Origin of the sequence: Polaromonas sp. (genome assembly GCF_012927485.1) — a bacterium.
GTDB lineage: Bacteria > Pseudomonadota > Gammaproteobacteria > Burkholderiales > Burkholderiaceae_C > Polaromonas.
Genome location: NZ_JABBPC010000036.1, coordinates 20,027 through 40,249, shown reverse-complemented (window position 1 = coordinate 40,249; position 20,223 = coordinate 20,027). Strand labels below are relative to the sequence as shown.

At 58.2% G+C, this 20,223-nt stretch carries 18 protein-coding genes; 2 read left to right on the top strand and 16 right to left on the bottom strand.

Annotated elements, in window-relative coordinates; all coding sequences use genetic code 11:
- Positions 1-78 precede the first annotated feature (78 nt).
- A complete protein-coding gene (locus HHJ16_RS15180; protein ID WP_296901933.1) occupies positions 79-693 on the top strand; it encodes a DUF1326 domain-containing protein in 615 nt (204 codons plus the stop codon).
- Positions 694-951: 258 nt separating this feature from the next.
- Here the strand turns inward: HHJ16_RS15180 and HHJ16_RS15175 are convergent, their stop codons facing one another.
- The 12 genes from HHJ16_RS15175 to HHJ16_RS15120 form a co-directional block, all read right to left on the bottom strand.
- The gene (locus HHJ16_RS15175) at positions 952-2,112 is read right to left on the bottom strand and encodes an aminotransferase class V-fold PLP-dependent enzyme (protein ID WP_296901931.1); all 1,161 of its coding nucleotides are present in this window, start codon (positions 2,110-2,112) and stop codon (positions 952-954) included.
- A gap of 93 nt (positions 2,113-2,205) precedes the next feature.
- Complete coding sequence (locus tag HHJ16_RS15170; RefSeq protein ID WP_296901930.1) at positions 2,206-3,012, bottom strand: alpha/beta hydrolase; 807 nt, start codon at positions 3,010-3,012, stop codon at positions 2,206-2,208.
- A 50-nt stretch (positions 3,013-3,062) separates the two neighbouring features.
- Entirely contained in the window at positions 3,063-3,509 is a 447-nt protein-coding gene (locus HHJ16_RS15165; RefSeq protein WP_296901928.1) for a cupin domain-containing protein, read from the bottom strand.
- Positions 3,510-3,817: 308 nt separating this feature from the next.
- Positions 3,818-4,234: a rhodanese-like domain-containing protein gene (locus tag HHJ16_RS15160; protein ID WP_296901926.1), complete on the bottom strand. Its 417-nt coding sequence runs from the start codon at positions 4,232-4,234 to the stop codon at positions 3,818-3,820.
- 37 nt (positions 4,235-4,271) lie between these two features.
- A complete protein-coding gene (locus tag HHJ16_RS15155; RefSeq protein ID WP_296901925.1) occupies positions 4,272-5,402 on the bottom strand; it encodes an acyl-CoA dehydrogenase family protein in 1,131 nt (376 codons plus the stop codon).
- A 45-nt stretch (positions 5,403-5,447) separates the two neighbouring features.
- The gene (locus HHJ16_RS15150) at positions 5,448-6,629 is read right to left on the bottom strand and encodes an acetyl-CoA C-acyltransferase (RefSeq protein ID WP_296901923.1); all 1,182 of its coding nucleotides are present in this window, start codon (positions 6,627-6,629) and stop codon (positions 5,448-5,450) included.
- Positions 6,630-6,685: 56 nt separating this feature from the next.
- Positions 6,686-6,925: a hypothetical protein gene (locus tag HHJ16_RS15145; RefSeq protein WP_296901921.1), complete on the bottom strand. Its 240-nt coding sequence runs from the start codon at positions 6,923-6,925 to the stop codon at positions 6,686-6,688.
- Positions 6,922-8,736, bottom strand: a complete 1,815-nt coding sequence (gene aceK, locus HHJ16_RS15140) for a bifunctional isocitrate dehydrogenase kinase/phosphatase (RefSeq protein WP_296901919.1) — start codon at positions 8,734-8,736, stop codon at positions 6,922-6,924. The genes HHJ16_RS15145 and aceK overlap by 4 nt, the downstream gene beginning before the upstream one ends.
- Before the next feature lie 2 nt (positions 8,737-8,738).
- On the bottom strand, positions 8,739-9,413 hold the full coding sequence (gene can, locus HHJ16_RS15135) for a carbonate dehydratase (protein ID WP_296901917.1): 675 nt from the start codon (positions 9,411-9,413) through the stop codon (positions 8,739-8,741).
- 27 nt (positions 9,414-9,440) lie between these two features.
- Complete coding sequence (locus tag HHJ16_RS15130; protein WP_296901916.1) at positions 9,441-10,622, bottom strand: isovaleryl-CoA dehydrogenase; 1,182 nt, start codon at positions 10,620-10,622, stop codon at positions 9,441-9,443.
- Positions 10,623-10,702: 80 nt separating this feature from the next.
- Positions 10,703-11,146 (bottom strand): PaaI family thioesterase, encoded by a 444-nt coding sequence (locus HHJ16_RS15125; RefSeq protein WP_296901914.1) that lies wholly within the window; start codon positions 11,144-11,146, stop codon positions 10,703-10,705.
- A gap of 80 nt (positions 11,147-11,226) precedes the next feature.
- A complete protein-coding gene (locus HHJ16_RS15120; RefSeq protein WP_296901912.1) occupies positions 11,227-11,622 on the bottom strand; it encodes a MerR family DNA-binding transcriptional regulator in 396 nt (131 codons plus the stop codon).
- 113 nt (positions 11,623-11,735) lie between these two features.
- On the opposite strand from HHJ16_RS15120, the gene HHJ16_RS15115 reads away from it, so the two are divergent.
- A complete protein-coding gene (locus tag HHJ16_RS15115; RefSeq protein ID WP_296901911.1) occupies positions 11,736-12,890 on the top strand; it encodes an MBL fold metallo-hydrolase in 1,155 nt (384 codons plus the stop codon).
- Positions 12,891-12,899: 9 nt separating this feature from the next.
- Here HHJ16_RS15115 and HHJ16_RS15110 read toward each other — a convergent pair whose 3' ends face one another.
- The 4 genes from HHJ16_RS15110 to HHJ16_RS15095 all read right to left on the bottom strand — a co-directional run bounded on the left by HHJ16_RS15110 (position 12,900) and on the right by HHJ16_RS15095 (position 20,118).
- The gene (locus tag HHJ16_RS15110) at positions 12,900-14,513 is read right to left on the bottom strand and encodes an ATP-binding protein (protein ID WP_296901909.1); all 1,614 of its coding nucleotides are present in this window, start codon (positions 14,511-14,513) and stop codon (positions 12,900-12,902) included.
- A 47-nt stretch (positions 14,514-14,560) separates the two neighbouring features.
- Positions 14,561-15,202, bottom strand: a complete 642-nt coding sequence (locus HHJ16_RS15105; RefSeq protein ID WP_296901907.1) for a response regulator — start codon at positions 15,200-15,202, stop codon at positions 14,561-14,563.
- A gap of 131 nt (positions 15,203-15,333) precedes the next feature.
- The gene (locus HHJ16_RS15100; RefSeq protein WP_296901905.1) at positions 15,334-19,611 is read right to left on the bottom strand and encodes a PAS domain S-box protein; all 4,278 of its coding nucleotides are present in this window, start codon (positions 19,609-19,611) and stop codon (positions 15,334-15,336) included.
- Positions 19,612-19,677: 66 nt separating this feature from the next.
- Positions 19,678-20,118, bottom strand: coding sequence for a response regulator (locus tag HHJ16_RS15095; RefSeq protein ID WP_296901903.1), 441 nt, complete (start codon positions 20,116-20,118; stop codon positions 19,678-19,680).
- Positions 20,119-20,223: the final 105 nt, after the last annotated feature.

The following is a 20,223-nucleotide window of genomic DNA, read 5'->3' as shown; positions in this document are numbered from 1 at the left end:
GGTGGAGTCGCAACGACAACGGATTGGTTCCCTCAAAGCGGACATCCAAACAAGCACCTTCGTTCAAGGAGTATCGCTATGGCTACCTGGCAAATCACCGGTCAATACATGGAGACATGCAATTGCGCATTTCTCTGCCCTTGCATCCCCTCCAACCTCGCGGCGCGACCGACCGAAGGTGACTGCAAGGCCGCGATCACGATGCGCATCGACAAAGGTGCGAAGGACGGCATTAAGCTCGACGGGCTGTCGTTCGTCGTAATGATGCATTCGCCGGGCGCAATGGGCGAGGGCAACATTACCGTCGGGCTTATCGTCGACGACGCAGCTACGGAGCACCAGGTTGAGGCGATCAGTGCCATCGCCACCGGGTCGGCCGGTGGCCCGATGGCCGCGCTCGCACCGCTCGTTGGCAGGATTGCAGGCGTCGAGCGGCGGCCGATTCGATTCGAGATCGAAGGGCTGAATCGCTCGATGCGCGCAGGAGAGTTGCTCGACCAGGCATGCGAAGGCGTCGCGAGTGTCGCCGATCCCAATCAAGCAATCTGCATTGACAACACCGCTCATCCGGTGAATAGCCGGCTGTCTCTTGCCAAGGCGAAGCGCAGCAGCTTTCACGTTTTCGGCATCGACTGGGACGACGCTACGGGCACGCGCAATGGGCACTTCGCGCCCTTCGCCTGGACGGGTTGATGCTTCAGATCGTGGGGAAGCGTGGCCTTACGCCCGTCATTGAGTCCTATCGATTTTTGATCGGAACACCTCTGTGAGAACGTACTGGACCAGCCTTGCAGAGGAGTCCGCTTGAGTCATAGCCTACGAATGGGGACTTCTTAGCCCTTCGCACCACTCGTGAATCCTGCCCCCCGCTTTGACCGCCCTGCGAATCATCTTGCGTCCGCGCACCAGGCATTCTTTACGGCGCTGGCGCTGCAAAGGCCCCCTATTCGATCAGCCGGCAATCGCCACAGCCATAGGCGCAGCCAACCCCATCCGGTCCAGCGCCGCCGCCAGCTGCCCCATCGTGCGGTCCACATGGTGCCATTTCTCCAGCCCGAACAGCCCGACGCGAAAGCTCATGAAATCTGCGCCTTCATCGCATTGCAGCGGCACACCGGCGGCGGTCTGCAGGCCCTGGTCGAGGAACTTGCGGCCGGACTGGATCTCGGGGTCGGTGGTGTAGCTGACCACCACGCCAGGCGCCTTGAAGCCAACCGCTGCAACACTCGGCAGGCCACGGCTTTCAAACAGGGCGCGCACCTTGCTGCCCAATGCTTCCTGCTCGGCCTTCACCTTGGCAAAACCGTAGGCTTGGGTTTCCTTCATGGCGGCGCAGAGGCGAGCCAGGGCGTCGGTCGGCAGCGTGGCGTGGTAGGCATGGCCGCCTTTCTCGTAGGTTTCCATGATCTGCAGCCACTTCTTCAAATCGCAGGCAAAACTGGAACTGGTGGTGCTTTCAATGGCTGCACGGGCGCGCTCGCTGAGCATGACCATGGCGCAGCAGGGCGAGCTGCTCCAGCCTTTTTGCGGCGCGGAAATCAGCACGTCCACACCCGTGGCCTGCATGTCGACCCACATTGCGCCCGAGGCAATGCAGTCGAGCACGAACAGACCGCCCACCGCATGCACGGCGTCGGCCACGTCGCGCAGGTAGTTGTCGGGCAGGATCATGCCGGAAGCGGTTTCCACATGCGGGGCAAAGACGACCGCGGGTTTTTCTTGGGCTATTGACGCCTGCACGTCGGCAATCGGTGCGGGCGCCCACGGAGCCTGGGCGCCGGAGTGCGTCTTGCGGGCCTTGAGCACAGTGCTTGATGCGGGGATGTGCCCCATGTCGAATATCTGCGACCAGCGGTAGCTGAACCAGCCGTTGCGGATGACCAGCACCGGCTTGCCAGTGGCAAACTGGCGCGCCACCGCTTCCATGCCGTAAGTGCCGCTGCCGGGCACCAGCGCGACGGAATGCGCGCGGTACACCTCTTTCAGGATGCTGGAGATGTCGTTCATCACGCCCTGGAAGCTGCGCGACATGTGGTTGAGCGCGCGGTCGGTGTAGACCACCGAGAACTCGAGCAGGCCGTCAGGGTCAACGTTGGGGAGTAGTCCGGACATGGTGGGGGCTCGCTTCGGATGGATAAAAGTCAAAATAGCAGCTTAGCATTGTGCGCGGCCGAAGGTATACCGCTTACACCGGGGCCGGCAAGTTCATCCACCCGCTGCACAGACCCGCAAAAACCGCTCGATCACCGGGTTGACCACCTCAGGGTGGGTGATCGGGCCCATGTGACCGAGCTGCTCGAACGCTACGATTTCGACTTTCGGCAGTGCCTGAGTCAGCAACCGCTCCACACCGCGAGCGGAGCGGGTTGACTGCTCGCCCGTCATGTAGAGCACCGGCACGTTCAGCGAACGGAAGGCCACCAGCGGCGTGGGTTCAGTCCACAAGGCGTGGGCCCAGCGGCGCACGTTGGCGACCGACGCGGCGATGGGCGGCTTGCGCGCCTCGGGCGTGCGCGCCCAAGAGCCCTCGCCCATCCAGTAATCGATAAAGTGGCGCGCTGCCGAGCCGGAGTCTGCCGCATCCAGAGCGTCGCCACAGCGCGCCACGGCTTGGCGGATGCCGTCCGCCTCATTGGGAGAAGGCGACTCGGCGTCGAGCAGTGAAAACAGGGTCGGCTCATACAGCGCAAGGGCGCTGATGCGGACGGGCGAGGTAAGTGCCGCCATTAGCGCAATGGCCGCGCCGTAAGAATGCCCGACCAGCATGCAGGGCGAACCAGCGCGGGCCAGCACCGGCGCTATCAGCGCCACTTCATCACTCAGGCTGATGGTTCGGTCCGATGGCCAGGAAGGGCTCTTGCCAGCATCGTACGAGTCGGGCGCCAACACGTGAAAACCGGGCGCCAGCTCGTCAATCAGCGCGCGCCACTGCCCCGAGCTACTGGCGTTGGAGTGCAGGCAGACAACGCCGGAGCCGGCGCCTGCTTCGCGGACAAAAGGTTCGGGTTGCATAGAGGCATCAGTTATACGCTCTGCTCGCATGTTGCGCATGGGTCGCCGGCTCAGTGCGCCGGGTCAAGAAACGGGGTGCCGGGCTCGCTCACGTAGAAGATGACCACCCGCAGGGGCGCGGTCGCGCTCCGGTTGTAGCCGGTCATTTTCACGCCGGGCGGCTCGACATAGGCCTGCCCCGCGCTGATGACGACGGGCTCCCTGCCTTCGAGGTCCAGGGTGAATTGCCCTTCGAGCACATACACCGTGACGGGGGAGCGGTGCGTGTGGAACACGGTCTTGTCGCCCGGCTTGAACGACGCGGTCAGCACCCTGACCTCCTGCGTGTCTGACCTGGGCATCTGCTGGACGCTCTCCTTCAGGACCAGTTTCGGGGCCGCCTGGCCAAGCGCCTGTGCGTGTGCCGCCGAGCTGGGAACGGCGCTCAGCACGGCGGCCAGTAACGAGGTCAGGTACACCGTGCGCGTGCGGCGTGAGGCTTGGATTTGCGGTTTCATAACAGGACCTTTCATCGGCGGTGGCGATACCTGCCAGTCTAGGTAGACGTGCCCCAGCGCGCAAGCCGCAAATTTGCATAATGGGGGCCCAACAATGGGGAGCTGGCCATGTTCGACTGGGACGATCTCAAGCACTTTCTGGCCGTGGCGCGCCACGGCAGCCGCACCGCAGGCGCACGCCCCGGGTGTCGGCGTTTTTTGGGTTCATGGCGCAGAAGCTGCAAACGCTGCGACTGATCCTGACGGGCTGACGCACGCAAGCGCCCAGCGGCAACCCAAGGCAGGTTTTAAGCCGGGCCCTGAGGCACTCAGGTTTTTTTGGCCTTGCGTGCTTCCAGCGTCTCGGTCGGCGCGCCCTGCTTTACCCACTCGGCATAGCCGCCGTCGATATGGGCAACATTGCGCATGCCCATGTCCTGCAGCGTTTTCGTGGCCAGCGCGCTGCGCCAGCCGGCGCCGCAGAACAGGATGAACTCCTTGCCGTCGTCGCCAAAAACAGGCTTGAAATAGGGCGAGGCGGGATCGACCCAGAACTCCAGCATGCCGCGCGGCGCCAGGAAAGCACCGGGCACCGTGCCTTCGCGTTCCAGTTCGCGCACGTCGCGGATGTCGACGATTTGCACCGCTGGATCAGCCAGCCGCGCTTTTACGGCCTCGACCGAGTAGGTTTTGACTTCTTCCATCGCCTCATCGACGAGGGCCTGGAAACCTTTGGTAATGGGCATGAATGTCTCCTTCAATCAATGGATGAAAAAGATGACCTCAAGCCAACGCCCGCTGAATAATGATCTTTTGCACGTCGCTGGTGCCTTCATAAATTTGGCAGACTCGCACATCGCGGTAGATCCGCTCGACCGGAAAGTCGCTCACATAACCGTAGCCTCCTAGCGTCTGGATGGCGGCGCTGCAGACTTCTTCGGCCATTTCGCTGGCGAACAGCTTGGCCATGGCGGCCTCTTTCAGGCAGGGCCGGCCGGCATCGCGCAGGCTGGCTGCGTGCCAGATGAGCTGGCGGGCCGCTTCCAGCTTGGTCGCGCATTCCGCAAGCCTGAAGCCGACCGCCTGGTGATTGAAAATGGCGGTGCCAAAACTCTGGCGGTCTTTGGCATAGCTCAGCGCCACCTCGAACGCGCTGCGCGCCATGCCCACACTTTGCGCGGCAATGCCGATGCGCCCACCTTCAAGCCCGCCCAGGGCGATCTTGTAGCCTTCGCCTTCAGCACCGATCAGGTTCTCGACCGGAACGCGGCAGTTGTCGAAGTTGACCTGCGCCGTGTCGCTGGAATGCTGGCCCAGCTTGTCTTCGAGCCTCGACGCCGAATAGCCGGGGGCATCGGTTGGTACCAGAAAGGCGCTCATACCTTTTTTGCCCGCGCCTTTATCAGTGACGGCAATGACGATAGCAATCTGGCCGTTCTTGCCGCTGGTGATGAACTGCTTGACGCCGTTGAGTACATAGCCGTCGCCAGCTTTTATCGCGGTAGTCCTGAGCGACGACGCGTCGCTGCCGGTATGCGGCTCGGTCAGGCAAAACGCCCCCAGCATCTGGCCTTGGGCCAGCGGCGTAAGCCACTGCTTTTTTTGTGCTTGATTGCCGTACCGCATGAGAATGGCATTGACGGGGCAGTTGGTCACACTGATCGCCGTGCTGGTGCCGCCATCGCCCGCAGCGATTTCTTCGAGCACCAGCGCCAGGGTCACGTAGTCGAGGTTGGCGCCGCCGAATTCCTCGGGCACGCAAATTCCGTAGGCGCCAAGTGCCGCCAAGCCTTGATGCGCCTCTTTCGGGAAATAGTGCTCTTTGTCCCAGCGCGCGGCGTGAGGCCAAAGTTCTTCTTGCGCAAACGCCCGAACCGCATCGCGAACCTGTTCCTGCTCTTGATTAAGTACCAAATGACTCTCCCGCTCTTTATTTAAATATTCAGCAAGCTATATTATTCATAGCACTTCAATAGCAATTGCTGTGGCCTCGCCCCCGCCTATGCACAGCGTTGCCAAGCCTTTTGTCAGCCCGCGCGCCTTCAATGCATAAATCAGCGTGACGATAATTCGGGCACCACTGGCACCAATCGGGTGACCCAGCGCGCAGGCTCCACCGTTCACATTCATGATCGCGTGGCTGATGTCAAGATCGTTCATGGCCGCCATGGGAACGACGGCAAACGCCTCATTCACTTCCCACAACTCTACGTCACCGACGCTCCAGCCAATTTTCTTGAGTAGCTTTTTCACCGCACCGATGGGCGCAGTGGTGAACCAGTCGGGCGCTTGTGCAAAGGTGGCGTGACCGATGATGCGGGCGATCGGCTTGGCGCCTAGTGCCTTCGCCGTGGATTCGCGGGTCAGTACCAGCGCTGCGGCGCCATCGCTGATAGACGAACTCGACGCCGCCGTGATGGTGCCGTCTTTCTTGAAAGCGGGTTTGAGCGTCGCAACTTTGTCGAGCTTGACCTTGCCCGGGCCTTCGTCAATTGAAATGACGGTGTCGCCAGCACGGCCTTTGACGGTGACCGGCGTAATCTCTTCGCTGAAAGCGCCGGACTCGGTAGCCGCTTTGGCGCGCTGCACGCTGGCTATCGCAAAGGCGTCCTGCGCCTCGCGGGTGAATTTATATTTATCGGCGCACTGCTCGCCAAAAGTACCCATGGAGCGACCCGGCTCGTAAGCATCTTCCAGACCGTCAAGCATCATGTGGTCAAAAATCCGGTCATGGCCAATGCGCATACCGGCGCGCGCCTTGGGCAGCAAATACGGCGCGTTGGTCATGCTTTCCATACCGCCGGCAACCATCACATCACGACTACCGGCCAAAAGCTGGTCATGCGCCAGCAGGGTAGCTTCCATGGCAGAGCCACACATTTTGGAAAGGGTCACGGCGCCCGTACTGGCAGGAAGTCCACCCTTGAACCCGGCTTGCCGCGCAGGCGCCTGGCCCTGCCCCGCCATCAGGCAGTTACCAAACAGCACTTCGTCCACTTTTTCGGGCGAAATGCCCGAGCGTTCAATGGCGGCCTTGATGGCTGCCCCACCAAGATCATGCGCCGACAAACTGGCGAAAGCGCCTTGAAAGCTACCCATAGGCGTGCGGGCCGCACCGAGAATCACGATGGAATCAGACATATTTTTTCCTTAAAAAGTGAAAATGGAAATGAAGGAGAAGATAGGTGAGTAGTGCATCAGCCGACCAGGGTTTCGCGGATCCAGGCTGCGCTGCCGTCGGAAGCCCTCTGCAGCCCCCCATCGCCGCCCACCACCGGGATGACCGAAGTGTGAAACTGAGCCGGTGCGATCCACAAAAAACGCGCTGTCGCGCCGGGGCGAGTTGGGATCTCCCGCATTTTGGAGGTCTGCGCATCTGCAGACGCACAGAACGATCCCAGCAGCACGACACACAGGACCAGAAAGCGTCGGCTCATACGGTGCATTCCTTGGGGTACATGACCGTAAAGCGCTTGCTGCGCTCATACGGAAAAACATCGAACACATGGCCGGCCTGGATGCGCGCCTGGTGACTCTGCCAGAACGCCGAATCAAGCAGGTCGCCGTGGTGCTTCATGAAGACCTCACGTACCGTGTCGTTACCCAACAGGAACGGACCAAAGGTTTCAGGGAATACATCTTTTGGCCCGACGGTGTACCACACCTCACCGCTCATTTCTTCTTCTTCGTTGCGCGGCGTCGGCACCCGGCGAAATTTGCAGTCCGTGATGTATTCGATCTCGTCGTAATCATAGAAAACGACTTTGCCGTGACGCGTGATACCGAAGTTCTTCCACAGCATGTCGCCGGGGAAAATATTGGCCGCAACCAAGTCCTTGATGGCGTTGCCGTATTCGACAACTGCACGCTCAATCTGCTCTTTGGCAGCGGGCTCGGTCACTCCGACATCGAACGCTTCCTGCAAGTAAATATTCAGCGGAATCATGCGCCGCTCGATATACACATGCTTGATGACCACTTCCATCTTGCCGTCGCCGTCGCCGTCAGTGATTTCCAGCTGGCTGGGCGCGAATTTTTGAATTTCAGCAATCAGTTCGTCGTCAAAGCGTTCGCGCGGGAACGCCACTTGGCTGTACTCCTGCGTGTCAGCCATCCGGCCGACCCGGTCATGCTGCTTCACCAGAAGATATTTTCCCTTGATCTGTTCACGCGAGGTGTCTTTTTGCGGCGGGTAGTAGTCCTTGATAACCTTGAAGACATAGGGAAACGAAGGTAGGTCGAACACCAGCATCACCATGCCTTTAATGCCGGGCGCAATGCGGAACCTGTCCGTGGAATGCCGAAGGTGATAGAGAAAGTCGCGGTAAAAAAGTGTCTTGCCTTGTTTGGCCAGGCCCAGCGCGTTGTAAATTTCCGCGCGCGGCATACGCGGCATCATGCTGCGTAAAAATTGTACATAAGCAGACGGAATGCCCATATCCACCATGAAGTAAGCGCGCGCAAAACTGAACAGAATGAGCAGATCATCTTCACCAAACAGCGCCGCATCGATCTCAAGTTTTCCGCTCTTGCCATGCAGAATCGGCAAAGCGAACGGCACCTCGCCAAACCCATTGATGATTTTGCCGACGACGTAGGCGCCCTTGTTGCGAAAAAACAGACCCGACAGCACCTGGATCTGAAAGTTGGCTCTTAATTTAACGTCTTTGAGCCGCTCGTTCACGGCTTCCAGGACGTAGCCTGCATCGCGGTCAAGGTCTTCAAACTCCAGGTGCAGTTCGAACGCCTGCACCAGCTTGACGATGACCTCGCGCATGCTTTCACGGGTCGGGTAATAAGCGCGGTAGGTCGGCCGCGCCGTCGGCTCGTCGTTCTCAATGTACTCGGTGCTGACCGCTGGACGGACAAAAATGAAATCGTTCTGAAAATAGCTGCGGTGCAGGATTTTGGTGGTGACTGAATTGAAAAAGGTTTCAGCCAACTCGGGCTGATGATGATTGACCAACAAGCCGATGTAATGCAGCTTGATCTGATGCCAGACGTCCATGGACTGCTCGCCGGCCTTGAATTCGCGCTCAAGCCGTGTCGACGCTTCGCGCACCCGAAGGTCGTAAAACTCGATGCGCTCGCGCTGGGCGCGTTGTTGCCCATGCCAGTCGGCCGTCTCAAACCGGTGCTTGGCACGTGCCGACTCGGTACGAAACAGCTTGTAATGGCGATTGAACCCGTCCCTCATCGCTTTCGCGATGTCGTAGGCGATGGTCGAGTCAAGGCGCTGCGGAAACATGGTCAGACCTTGTCGCGGGGGGCATTCCAGACATCCCAGACCCGGTCGATAGCCCTTTGGTAATGGTGCTCCAACTCCTCGGGGCGGGAGACGCTCATCTGCAAGTCTTGCAGCAGGCCATCGTGCACCCCAAACGCCCAGCCATGAACCGTAACTTTCTGATCTCTGGCCCAGGCATCCACCATCACGGTACTGACCGACACATTCACCACCTGCTCGATCACATTGATGTCGCACAAGGCGTTTGCGCGGACCTTGTCGGGTAAGCTGTCGAGCATCTGCCGGTGCCGGTGCCGCACATCCTGGATGTGGCGTATCCAGTTGTCGGCCAGACCGACACGCGCACTTTCAAGAGCCGCCTGTACGCCTGAACAGGCGTAGTGCCCGACCACCATGATGTCGCGCACTTTGAGCCGCTCGACGGCAAACTGAATAGCAGACAAGGCATTGAGGTCTGAATGCACCACCACATTGCCCACGTTGCGGTGCACAAATACCTCGCCCGGTTCCAGCCCGGTAATCTGGTTGGCGGGCACGCGGCTGTCAGAGCAACCGATCCACATGTATTTGGGCGTCTGCTGCTGAACCAGGCTTGTAAAAAAGCCCGGGCGCTCGGCCTCCATTCGCGCCGCCCAAGCGCGATTGTGGCTAAAAAGGTCTTGTATGGATGAGGTCATGGCTCTGATTCTCGCCTGACTCCTGGATCACATGGTTTCTGCGAACAACTCGCGGCCAATTAACATGCGGCGAATTTCGCTGGTGCCTGCACCAATTTCATAGAGTTTGGCATCGCGCCAGAGGCGCCCCAGTGGATAGTCATTGATGTAGCCGTTGCCACCAAAAATCTGTACGCCCTCGCCGGCCATCCAGGTGGCCTTCTCGGCGCACCACAAAATGACCGAAGCGCAGTCTTTGCGCACTTGGCGCACGTGGTCTGTGCCAAGCATATCGAGATTTTTGGCCACCGTGTAGGCAAACGAACGCCCGGCCTGCAGCACCGTATACATATCGGCGACCTTGCCTTGAATCAACTGGAACTCGCCAATGCTCTGACCAAACTGCTTGCGGTCGTGGATGTAGGGCACAACGCTGTCCATCACCGACTGCATGATGCCCAAGGGACCACCCGTAAGAACGGCGCGCTCGTAGTCCAGCCCGCTCATGAGCACCTTGGAGCCACTGTTCAGTCCGCCCAAAATGTTGTGCGCCGGAACTTCCACGTTATTGAATACCAGCTCTCCGGTGTGGCTGCCGCGCATGCCCAGCTTGTCGAGCTTTTGTGCGACTGAAAATCCTTTCATGCCTTTTTCAATCAAAAAGGCGGTCACTCCGCGCGCACCGAGCTCGGGCTCTGTCTTGGCGTACACCACCAACGTATCGGCATCGGGGCCGTTGGTGATCCACATTTTGCTGCCATTGAGGAGAAAATAGCCCCCCTTTTCTTCCGCCTTCAGTTTCATGGAAAGTACATCGCTGCCCGCGCCAGGCTCGCTCATGGCCAGCGCTCCGACGTGTTCGCCGGAAATCAGTTTGGGTAAATATTTTTGACGTTGCTCCTCGCTACCGTTGCGCTTGATCTGGTTAACGCAAAGATTGCTGTGCGCACCATACGAGAGCCCCACCGAGGCGCTGGCGCGGCTAATCTCTTCCATGGCAATCATGTGCGCCAGGTAGCCCATTCCCGCGCCGCCATACTCTTCCCCCACGGTGATGCCGAGCAAGCCGAGCGCGCCCATTTTTCGCCACAAGTCCATCGGAAACTGATCGTTGCGGTCAATTTCAGCGGCGCGCGGCGCAATCTCAATTTGGGCAAATTCACGCACGGCGTCGCGCAAGGCGTCAATGTCTTCACCGAGTTGGAAATTAAGTCCTGGCAGGTTGGTCATGATGGAATCTTTCGCTAAAAACTAGGGAAGGGCGTGCACTTGAAGCGCCGAGCGCACGGGTACGAATAGCAAATACTTGGCTAGTAAGTCTTGGGCACGGGAACGATGGTTTGCTGCATCAGCGCGCAGGCGCTTTCCTTGCCGTTGGCATCCAGGTGCATCACCTCTGCCGTCGTCACGATGATGCGCTTTCCAGCTCTTGAGACCCGGCCAATCGCGCGCAGTTCGCCCTCACTAAAGCCGGCCAGAAAATTAATTTTGTACTCCACGGTCGTCACTTCAGCGTCACTTGCCACCACCGTCAATGCAGCATAACCGCCGGCAATATCCGCCAGCGCGCCCATGGCACCGCCGTGGAATCCGCCCTGCTGCTGATTAACGCGCTCCGAATACGGCAGCGCGACTTCACACAGCCCCGGCTCTACGCGCACCAGCCGGGCGCCTAAATGCTGCATCAGCCCCTGCCGTAAAAAACTCATTTCAATGCGCTGAAACAACGCTGACGGTGCGGTAACTGCATTCATGTGGAAGTCTTCAAAAAAGTTTCTGGAGGTGCTTGTAAAAGTGTCTTTTAATTGACGTTTACGTAAACGTCAATTATGGCTTATTTTAATTTTTGAGCTTTACCGAGCAGCGCTTTAGCCTCTTTTTCGTGCGTGCGAATCTCTTCCAGATTGGCCTGCAGGTCCGTCATTTGCGCGTGTAGTTTTTTGCGGTGCTCGGCCAGAACAGTCAAAAATTTTTTCAGTTGCGGAGCCGTATCCCGGGGACTGTCGTAGGAGTCGATGATTTCCTTCGCCTCTCCCAGCGACAGACCTAACCGCTTCGCGCGCAGGGTCAGTTTGAGCCGGGTGCGATCTCGCGGCGTGTAGACGCGGTTTCGGCCGCCCGGCCCCTCGCGCTGCGGCTGCAGGAGGCCCATGTCTTCGTAAAACCGTATGGCGCGCGTGGTCAGGTCAAACTCTTTTGCCAGATCGCTGATGGTGTAAGTGGTGGCCATTGGTAATGAAGAGGACGAAATAGAGACAGACCCGACAGCGCAATCTCCGCGCTTTCCCTACAATTAGGTGGATATGACGTTTACGTAAACGTCAAACATGACGCGAATATTACATGAACTACCTTGAGCAGCAACTTGACTACGCATTTGGCAATACGCTGCCCGAGGCGGGCACCGCCCTGGAGATCGCGCCGGGCATCAAGTGGATCCGCATGGGATTGCCGTTCGCACTCGACCATATCAACCTGTGGTTGCTGCGCGATGAGCTCGACGATCCCCATCAGGCGGACACCAAAATTCAGGGCTGGAGCGTGGTGGACTGCTGCATCAGCAAGGAAGAGTCCAAATCTCAATGGGAAACCATTTTCGAAACGCAGCTGGAAGGCTTGCCTATCTTGCGGGTTATTGTGACTCACATGCACCCCGACCATATCGGTTTGGCACACTGGATTTGCCAGCGCTGGAGCACGGCCCGTTACGAGTGCCGTTTGTGGATAAGCGCCACCGATTACCTGGCCGCCCGCATCGGAGCCCAAAGCACTACCGGCTTTGGCGGCGAAAGCGCGGCCCGTTTCTTTTCCGCCCATGGCCTTACCGATGCCGAATCCGTCGAAAAAATCAAAGGTCGAGGCAGCTACTACGCGAACATGGTGCCTGAGGTGCCGGACAGCTATTGCCGCCTGATGGATGGGAAAGAGATACAAATTGGCGGAAAAAACTGGCGCTGCATCAGCGGTTATGGTCATGCCCCTGAACACATCGCGCTTTACTGCGCCGATATTTCGTTGACGCCAGCGACCGCTGGAACACCAGCACTCGAAGACGGTTCGACCAGACCCCCTGTCGGCGTGTTAATCAGCGGCGACATGGTGCTTCCGCGCATTTCGACGAATGTGAGCGTCTACGACATGGAGCCCGAAGCCAACGCACTCGCGCTGTTTTTGGAGTCGATCAACAAATTTTTGCCGCTGAGCCCAGACACCCTGACCCTGCCTTCGCACGGAAAACCGTTCTACGGATTGCATACCCGGATCGCGCAATTGCAGGATCACCACCGGGATCGGCTGGCTGAAGTCATGCAAGCTTGCACGGTTAGGGCTCACAGCGCAGCAGACATCCTGCCGATCATGTTCAAACGCAAACTCGATCTGCATCAGACGACTTTCGCAATGGGGGAGTCGCTCGCACACCTGCATTTGTTGTGGTTGGATGGTCAACTGAAGCGCTCGCTCGACCAGGATGGAATTTACCGATTCAGCGCGCGCTGATGCTCCCATTTATGGGTCGCGTGCGGCCACTTGCGGAAGTGCCATAAAAAAACTGGCTCCCGCCTGATCAGTGGTTTCCGCCCATACCGTTCCGCCATGTCTTTCGGCCACGCGTTTGACAATAGCCAGACCCAAACCGTTGCCGGGAAAGTCGGCTGAGGAGTGCAAGCGCTGAAACGCTTTGAAAAGTTTGCTGCTGTACGTTGCGTCAAAACCGGCCCCGTTGTCCGACACCACCACTATCAGGTCGCCTGGACTGTCGCCAGACTGCAATCCGACCTTGATCCATGCCTCGGATTTTTTGGATGTAAATTTCCAGGCATTTCCGAGTAAACACCCCAACGCCGTTATCAGGAGCCTCTTGTCGCCGACCAGCGGCAAAGTGGTTTCCATCTCAATCGCCACGACCCGGTACGGATCCTGACGACGCAAATCTGCAAAGATCGAGCGACACACGGGCACCAGATCGAACTTTTCAAGGTTTCCAGCCTGCTGCGACAACTGAGCGAGCGTTCGCAGGTCGTCGACGAGCGTGGCCAGCTGGCGGGTACTGGCCTGAATGCGGCTGACGTAGTGCTGCCCTTGCTGGTCCAGCAAAGCGGAATATTTTTCCGCCAGCTTCGCCGCGAAACCGTTGGCCACATGCAAAGAGTCCTGCAAGTCGCTGGTCACCGCCTGCGTGAAGGCGGCTAAATCGCGGTTGGCATTTTGCAATTCGCTTTGCCGCAATGCCAGCGTTTCTTCAAGCGCTGTGTTGGCCCGTCTCAGGGTGCTGTCGGCAAGGTGCCGCTGAGTAAGGTCCGCAAGACTGACCAGTACGGATTGGTGGCCGTTCCAGTTAACTTGGCCGCAGGCCAGCTCTACCAGCACCAGTTCCCCATCCATTTTTTGTTGCTTGCACAGCCGCAGGTCGAGCGGGGCTTCGCTCCGCGCTTTGGCGGCGGAGTACAAAGAACTCAGCAGCTCAGCGCCTTCTCCATCCGGAAATAACGCCCCCATTTGGAGCGCCAAGAACTTCTTGCGCGCAATCCCGTAAAACTCGACGGCCGCCTGGTTAACCGAAAGAATCTGCAGCGAGTCGCTGTCGAATATCCACATGGCGTTGGGATTGGCCTCAAAAATGAGCTGGTTATAGCGTACGTTGTCCTCCAGCAGGCGCCGCATCCTTTGCGTGGCGGCTACGTCCCTGAGGTTGACGACGTAACCCGGCGGGTACCGGCTGAAGGTGTATTCGATCCAGCGGTCTTCGAACTCATGATTGGCAACAAAGGTACGCCGCGTCAGAGAGCTCATCGCCCGGCACGTGGGACTTTGATACTGCTCTGCAATTTCTTCCGCGACAGCTTCCCAGAAATCACACCCGCGCACAGACACCAGTGGGCATTGCAAAAGCGCCAGGGCTCGTGCATTGGCCGCCATGATTTTCCAGCTTGGATCGAGCAGCACAATACCGTCGTTGGTCAGATCCAACGGCCCCCAGATCTGGGCTGTTAGCGCCGCAGGTAGATCCTCGTCTTGCAGGACGCCGTTTTGCGACTCTTGTCGGGAGGTCTCACCTTCCGCGCCGCGCCTTGTCGTGCCGCCCCGCAGATTCAACCGGAGTTTGTTTAGGAATCGCCTCATGGGTGACGTCTGGCCATGCGCTGAGTTGGGTTCGCCAACCAGCGACGTTAGCGCCAGTTGGCGTTAGCGCCCACGAGCGCGGTCACATAACCTTGTAACCAGTCAAAGTTCACCGGCTTTTGCACCAGATAGGCATGCGCAGGAAGACCGCCGCGGTCGGCGATGGCTTCGGCAGGCATGCCACTGATGACGACGATCTGCATGTCCTTGAGATGCTGGTTGCGTTTGAGCGCTTTCAGCATTTCGATGCCATCCACACCCGGCATGGACAAATCCGCAATCAGTAAATCCGGGCGCATGCTCGCAACGTCCATTAAGGCCTCGAGCGCCGAAGACATCCAGGAGCAATCGACGGGCAGATCCCACACCTCGAAATAAGTCCGATACAGCTCCCGGGTGACTTCATCGTCCTCCACCACCAGCACACGCAAACGGTGCCTGGGATTGGTATCGACCCGCGAAAGTTGCGGACTGATTTTATTCAAATAAGAATTAATGGACTGCAGGGCTATCCGGCGGTGACCCCCTAGCGTTTTCCAGGCGTCTATTTCTCCCTTTTCGACCAGGGATTGCACGGTGGCGACCGACAGACCCAGCAGCTTGGCCGCATAGCTGGTGCCGCAGTAGTCCTCGCTGGAAAACTCTGCAGCCGTGATCGCAGCTTCGAAAGATTTTGGTTCACGCGACATGGATTACGTAAAATTCATTAAATTTGACATTTTTTACATTTTAGTCAATTGAGTTGCATCAAGCAATTGGGGAAAACTCGCTAAAGGAAAAAGCAGATGAATGCGATGCGGTCTATGGCGAAGTGGTGCGGTTAAAGGGCCACCGGAACTCTGGGCAGCGTAAAAAATAGAGTTGCCCCGCGCCCGGGTGCCGCGTCGGCCCATAAGCGGCCACCATGCCGCGCGATGATGCGGCCGACGGTTGCCAGCCCAATGCCCGTTCCAGGAAACTCGGAGGTCGCGTGCAAACGCTGAAAGGGGGTAAAAAGCTTGTCGGCATACGCCATGTCGAATCCGGCACCGTTGTCGCTGACAAAAAACACCGGCAATCCTGCTGCATCGAATGTTCGTCCCACGTTGATTTCAGCCGTGGCTTTTTGCGACGTGAATTTCCAGGCATTGCTCAAAAGGTTTTCGATCGCGACCCTGACGAGACGCCCGTCGCCTTGTAGCTGCAGGCCACTTTCGATATTCACCACCACCTTCCGCTCGGGCTCTTGCCCTTGCCATTCGTTGAGAATACTGCGGGCCAGCACCGACAGGTCCACAGACTCACTGCGCAACTGCGCGCGTGACACCTGGGCCAGGGATAGCAAGTCTTCAATCAATTGACCCATCTGCGCGGCACCGGCTTGAATCCGCGACAAGTAATGCCGCACTTTTTCGTTATCGGCGTCACCCAATTGCTTTGCCAGCAGCAGGCTGAAGCCGTTGATCGTATTCAGCGGCGAACGCAGATCATGAGAAACGGAATACGAGAAGGCTTCAAGCTCACGGTTCGACAGGCGTAAAGCCGCCTCGATCACCTTGATTTCAGTGATGTCGGCATCGACACCGACCCAAAAAACGACCGCCCCTTGTTCGTCGAGCACCGGTGACGCGCGGTAAGACATGGTGTGGCAACTGCCATCTTTGGCCAGTACGCGCCGGATACCCACAAACAGCGACTGGCTCGCACTCGCGGCCCGCCAATTCGCTTTCCCGTCAGGTAAGTCTTCCGGATGAATGGCGGCGAACCATTTGGTCCCGGCCCAGTCGTCCAGTTTACCGCCCATCAGATCGAACCACGCACGGTTGAAATAAGTCGCAGCCCCATCGGGCGTGGCCGTCCATATGGTCTGTGGCGCCTGCTCGGCCAATGCCCGGAACAAGGCCTCCTGGCGGGCGAGCGCAACGGTGCGCTCGGCTACTTTCTGCTCCAGTCCGGCGTTGAGCTGGCTGACCTGCTCCAGCAATCGGGCATTTTCTATGGCGATTGCTGCCAACTGGGCGAGTTCCATCGCGACATATTCATCCTGCTGCGTGAAATCTCCTTCGTATTTGTCAGACAGCTGCAACAACCCGATGTTTTGACCGTTTCGCCCTATCAGGGGTACCGCCAACCAGCCGCGCATCGCCGGGTGCTCGTCGCCATAGCGGCCAAAGTCCCGCCAGCGCGGGTGGACTTCCAGCTCGGCTTGCGTCATTCGCATACTGCAGTTGTTGTGACTCACCAACTCATAGATCCCGGTGCCATCCATCGGCTTAATCAGGTTTTGATATTTGGCATATTTCTCGGACAGCGATAGCATATTGATGGCTTTCGTCCAGTCCTCGCCGACCGTGAGGGTCACCACCGCCTGATGCGCGCCAATCACCCCGCGCGCCTGTTCAGCAATCTCTTGCATCGTGCCTTCAAGCGTCTGATGCCAGGTGATGGCCTGGGCTGCGTCGGCAGCACGTTGCAGTGTAAAAAGATGCTCCTGCGCATCTTGCTCGGCTTTAATGTTGGCGGTCATGTCCAGCGCCACGACAAAGTGCGCAGCTCGGCCGGCATATTGAATCGACTGCGAGACGACATCTACCGGAAAGATCGAACCATCTTTGCGACGGTGCTGCCAGTATCTCGCTCGTTTCGGTACCGCTTTGACCGAGGACTTGCGCAAACCGTCTTGCACTGCTCCAAGTCGGACATCAGAAAGGGTCATCGACAGGAACTCCTCGACCGAATACCCGTAGCTGCGCACCGCCGCCTGGTTAACCGTCAAAAACTTCCTGGTGACTCGATCAAATACCGCCATCGGCACCGGAGCCGACTCAAACAAGGCGTTATAGCGACGGTCGCTGTCGACAAGTTCCTGCTCGGCGCGCTTGCGCTCGGTAATGTCGCGCTGCACCGAAACCCAATGCGTATATCCACCTTTGTCGTCGGGTATGGGAAGCATGTCGAGTTCGACCCAGAACTCTTCCCCGCTCTTGGTGTAGTGGCTCAACTCGGCCCGGATGGGCTGCCACTTTTTAAGCGCCAGGAGGACTCGATCGCGCTCACTCCGGTCGGTGGTGGGACCTTGCAAAAACGGCGAGGACTTGCCCAACACCTCTTGACGGCTGTAACCCGTGCGGCGTTCAAAGGCGTCATTGACAAAAACGATGCGGTGCCCTATCTCCCCGGAAGGCTCGGCTTTGGTGATGAGCACCATATCGTTCAGGCGGGAAAGACAAATTTCAAGCAAGCGCAAATGCGCTTGCGATTCATGCTGAGCGGTCACGTCCTGCAGCACACCGACCAGGCGCACCACCTTGCCGTCTTGGAGTAGGGCGCGGCCCTGAGAGCGAACCCAGATGCGACGCCCTTTTGCAGTGATCAGCGGCAGCTCCATATCCCAAGGAGTTGCATCTTGAACCGCAGCCTCCATCGCTGCCTTAATTATCGGCTGCGCTTCCGGCGCGTAAAACCTCATCGCGGCCTCAAGTCCGAGGTCCACAGCCAGATCAAGTTCATGAATGTGGTAGAGCTCTTCAGACCAGTAGGGTCTCATGGTCTCCACGTCCACCTCCCAGCCGCCGATCTTCGCTATCGCGCCGGTGCGGCCCAGCATTTCGCGACTGCGGGCGATGCTAAGCTCCGCGCGTTTGCGTTCCGTTATCTCCTGAATCACACCACAACGACGGGTTGCCTGCTCGCCCTCTCTCTTGCCTTTGCCATAAACCCGGCCGAAGTAATGAATCCAGCGCACCTCGCCAGTAGACGTCACGACGCGAAACTCAGTCTCGAACGGTAGGCCGGCTCGAGCGGCAATGTCGCGTCCAACTTTAAAAGCGTCCCGGTCGCCAGGATGGATCCGCCGTAGCAACGCCTCAGAGGTACCATCAAAAAATGTACGGTCTATGCCGAGTACTTCATAGACCTCGTCGGACCACCAGACCCGCTGGGTATCGAAATCAACCTGCCAGTAGCCGATGCGGCCAAGCCGCTGCGCATCCTGCAATTTTTCCTGCACGGCCTCGCTGCGCGCCAGTTCAGCCTCAAGCGCTTCGCGATGCTTTTGCACGGATTCGGTCATCCGGTTAAATCCGTCCGCGATTTTGTAGAACTCACCCTTGCCGTTCCCCGCGCCAACCGGGATGCGTACATCCAACCGGCCTTGCTGAACCTGCCGGATGGCATTAAGAATTTTTGTAGTGGGCGCCACAATCGCGCGACCGCCCATCATCCACGCAAGCCAGCCCCCTAAAAAGGCCACCAGCGCCAGCGCCAGGAGTTCAAGCTCCAGTTGCTTCTCAACGGGCCCGACCACTTCGTCCCGGTTTGCGCTGACAGCGACAAAGAAAGGGGCGTCGAGGGAATCTCCGATGGGCAAAAAGGCGAAAATCCGTTGCCGGCCTTTTCCATCAAAGCCTTCGCCAACACCCGTGCGCATGGTTTTGACTTCCTGTTGAAGCAGATGGCTGGGCACCTGTCGGCCGATCAGTTCAGGCTTTGCGGGATTCACTGCCAACAAAATGCCCTGACGGTCCATGATTTCCAGACGGCCGCCCCGCGGCAGGGGTGCATTGGCGACCGCTTTCGCAATCTCGTTCAGGTCTACGGCGGCAAAAGCCAGCGCGGTGACGTTTCCCACACGATCCCTCACCGGCATCGTAAACATGATGATCTGCTTGCCCCCTATACGCCCCATCAGATACCCGCCAACGGTAAAACGGCGACGCGTCAGAGTCTCCTGGAAATAGTCCCTATCTCCGACAAACGCGAGCGGGTGATCAGATACAGCATGGCAGCGAATGCGACCGTCAAGACCAATGATGCCCAGGTTGGCATACGCCGACAGCTGCTCTTTCAAGGTCTTGAAATAACGCTGACAGTCCTCGGCTTTACCGTCCGTCAGTCCAGGTGCACCGGCAATCGACGAGAGGAGCTGGTGCGCGGAGTCGGCCACCCGCCCCTGGTTGGCTGCTATCAGGGAAGCCGCGAATTTCAAATCTCCAGTGGTCCGGCTGATGGCGGCATCTGCATTCAGCCAAGCTTGGAGCATCGACAAACCAAACAACGGGACAAGGGCCGCCACTACCAGCAAGACGAGGCGGGTCCGCAGCGTGATTCGAACTTTCATCGAATCAGTCTTTCAAGGGCATCGCCGCATCCGCCCATTTCAGGGCTCCGGGGAAAGACACAACCCTTATCCGGTTGCAATGGATTCATTGACGTCCAGCCAGTAAGCCTGCAAGCGATTCAATTTTCTGGAAAAGTCTGCAAAATCGACCGGCTTACGAACAAAGCCGTTAGCGCCACTCTGGTAGCAAGCCACAATATCGGACTGCTCACTGGAAGACGTCAACATGACCACAGGCACCAACGCGGTGAGGGGGTTACTACGCACACTGCGAAGAACATCCAGCCCCGACAGCTTGGGCAGCTTGATATCCAGCAAGATTAAAGACGGCTGCTGGTGGGTGTCGCGACCGGCTTGCCGGCCCTGACCAAATAGGTAGTCCAGCGCCTCGGCGCCGTCACGGGCCACAGCAATTCTAGCGGTCACCCCGTGCTCTTCAAGCGTCAGAACGGTCAGTTCAAGGTGGTCAAGATTGTCTTCAACTACGAGTATTAGTTTGTCGTTCATGCCATGGCTCCCAAATTATTTCAGATAATTTTAAGTACTCTCTGAAACCTTTTTGATCCTTGTTAATATTATCTGTTTACTTTAAACCGCCAACTCTGTTACGCA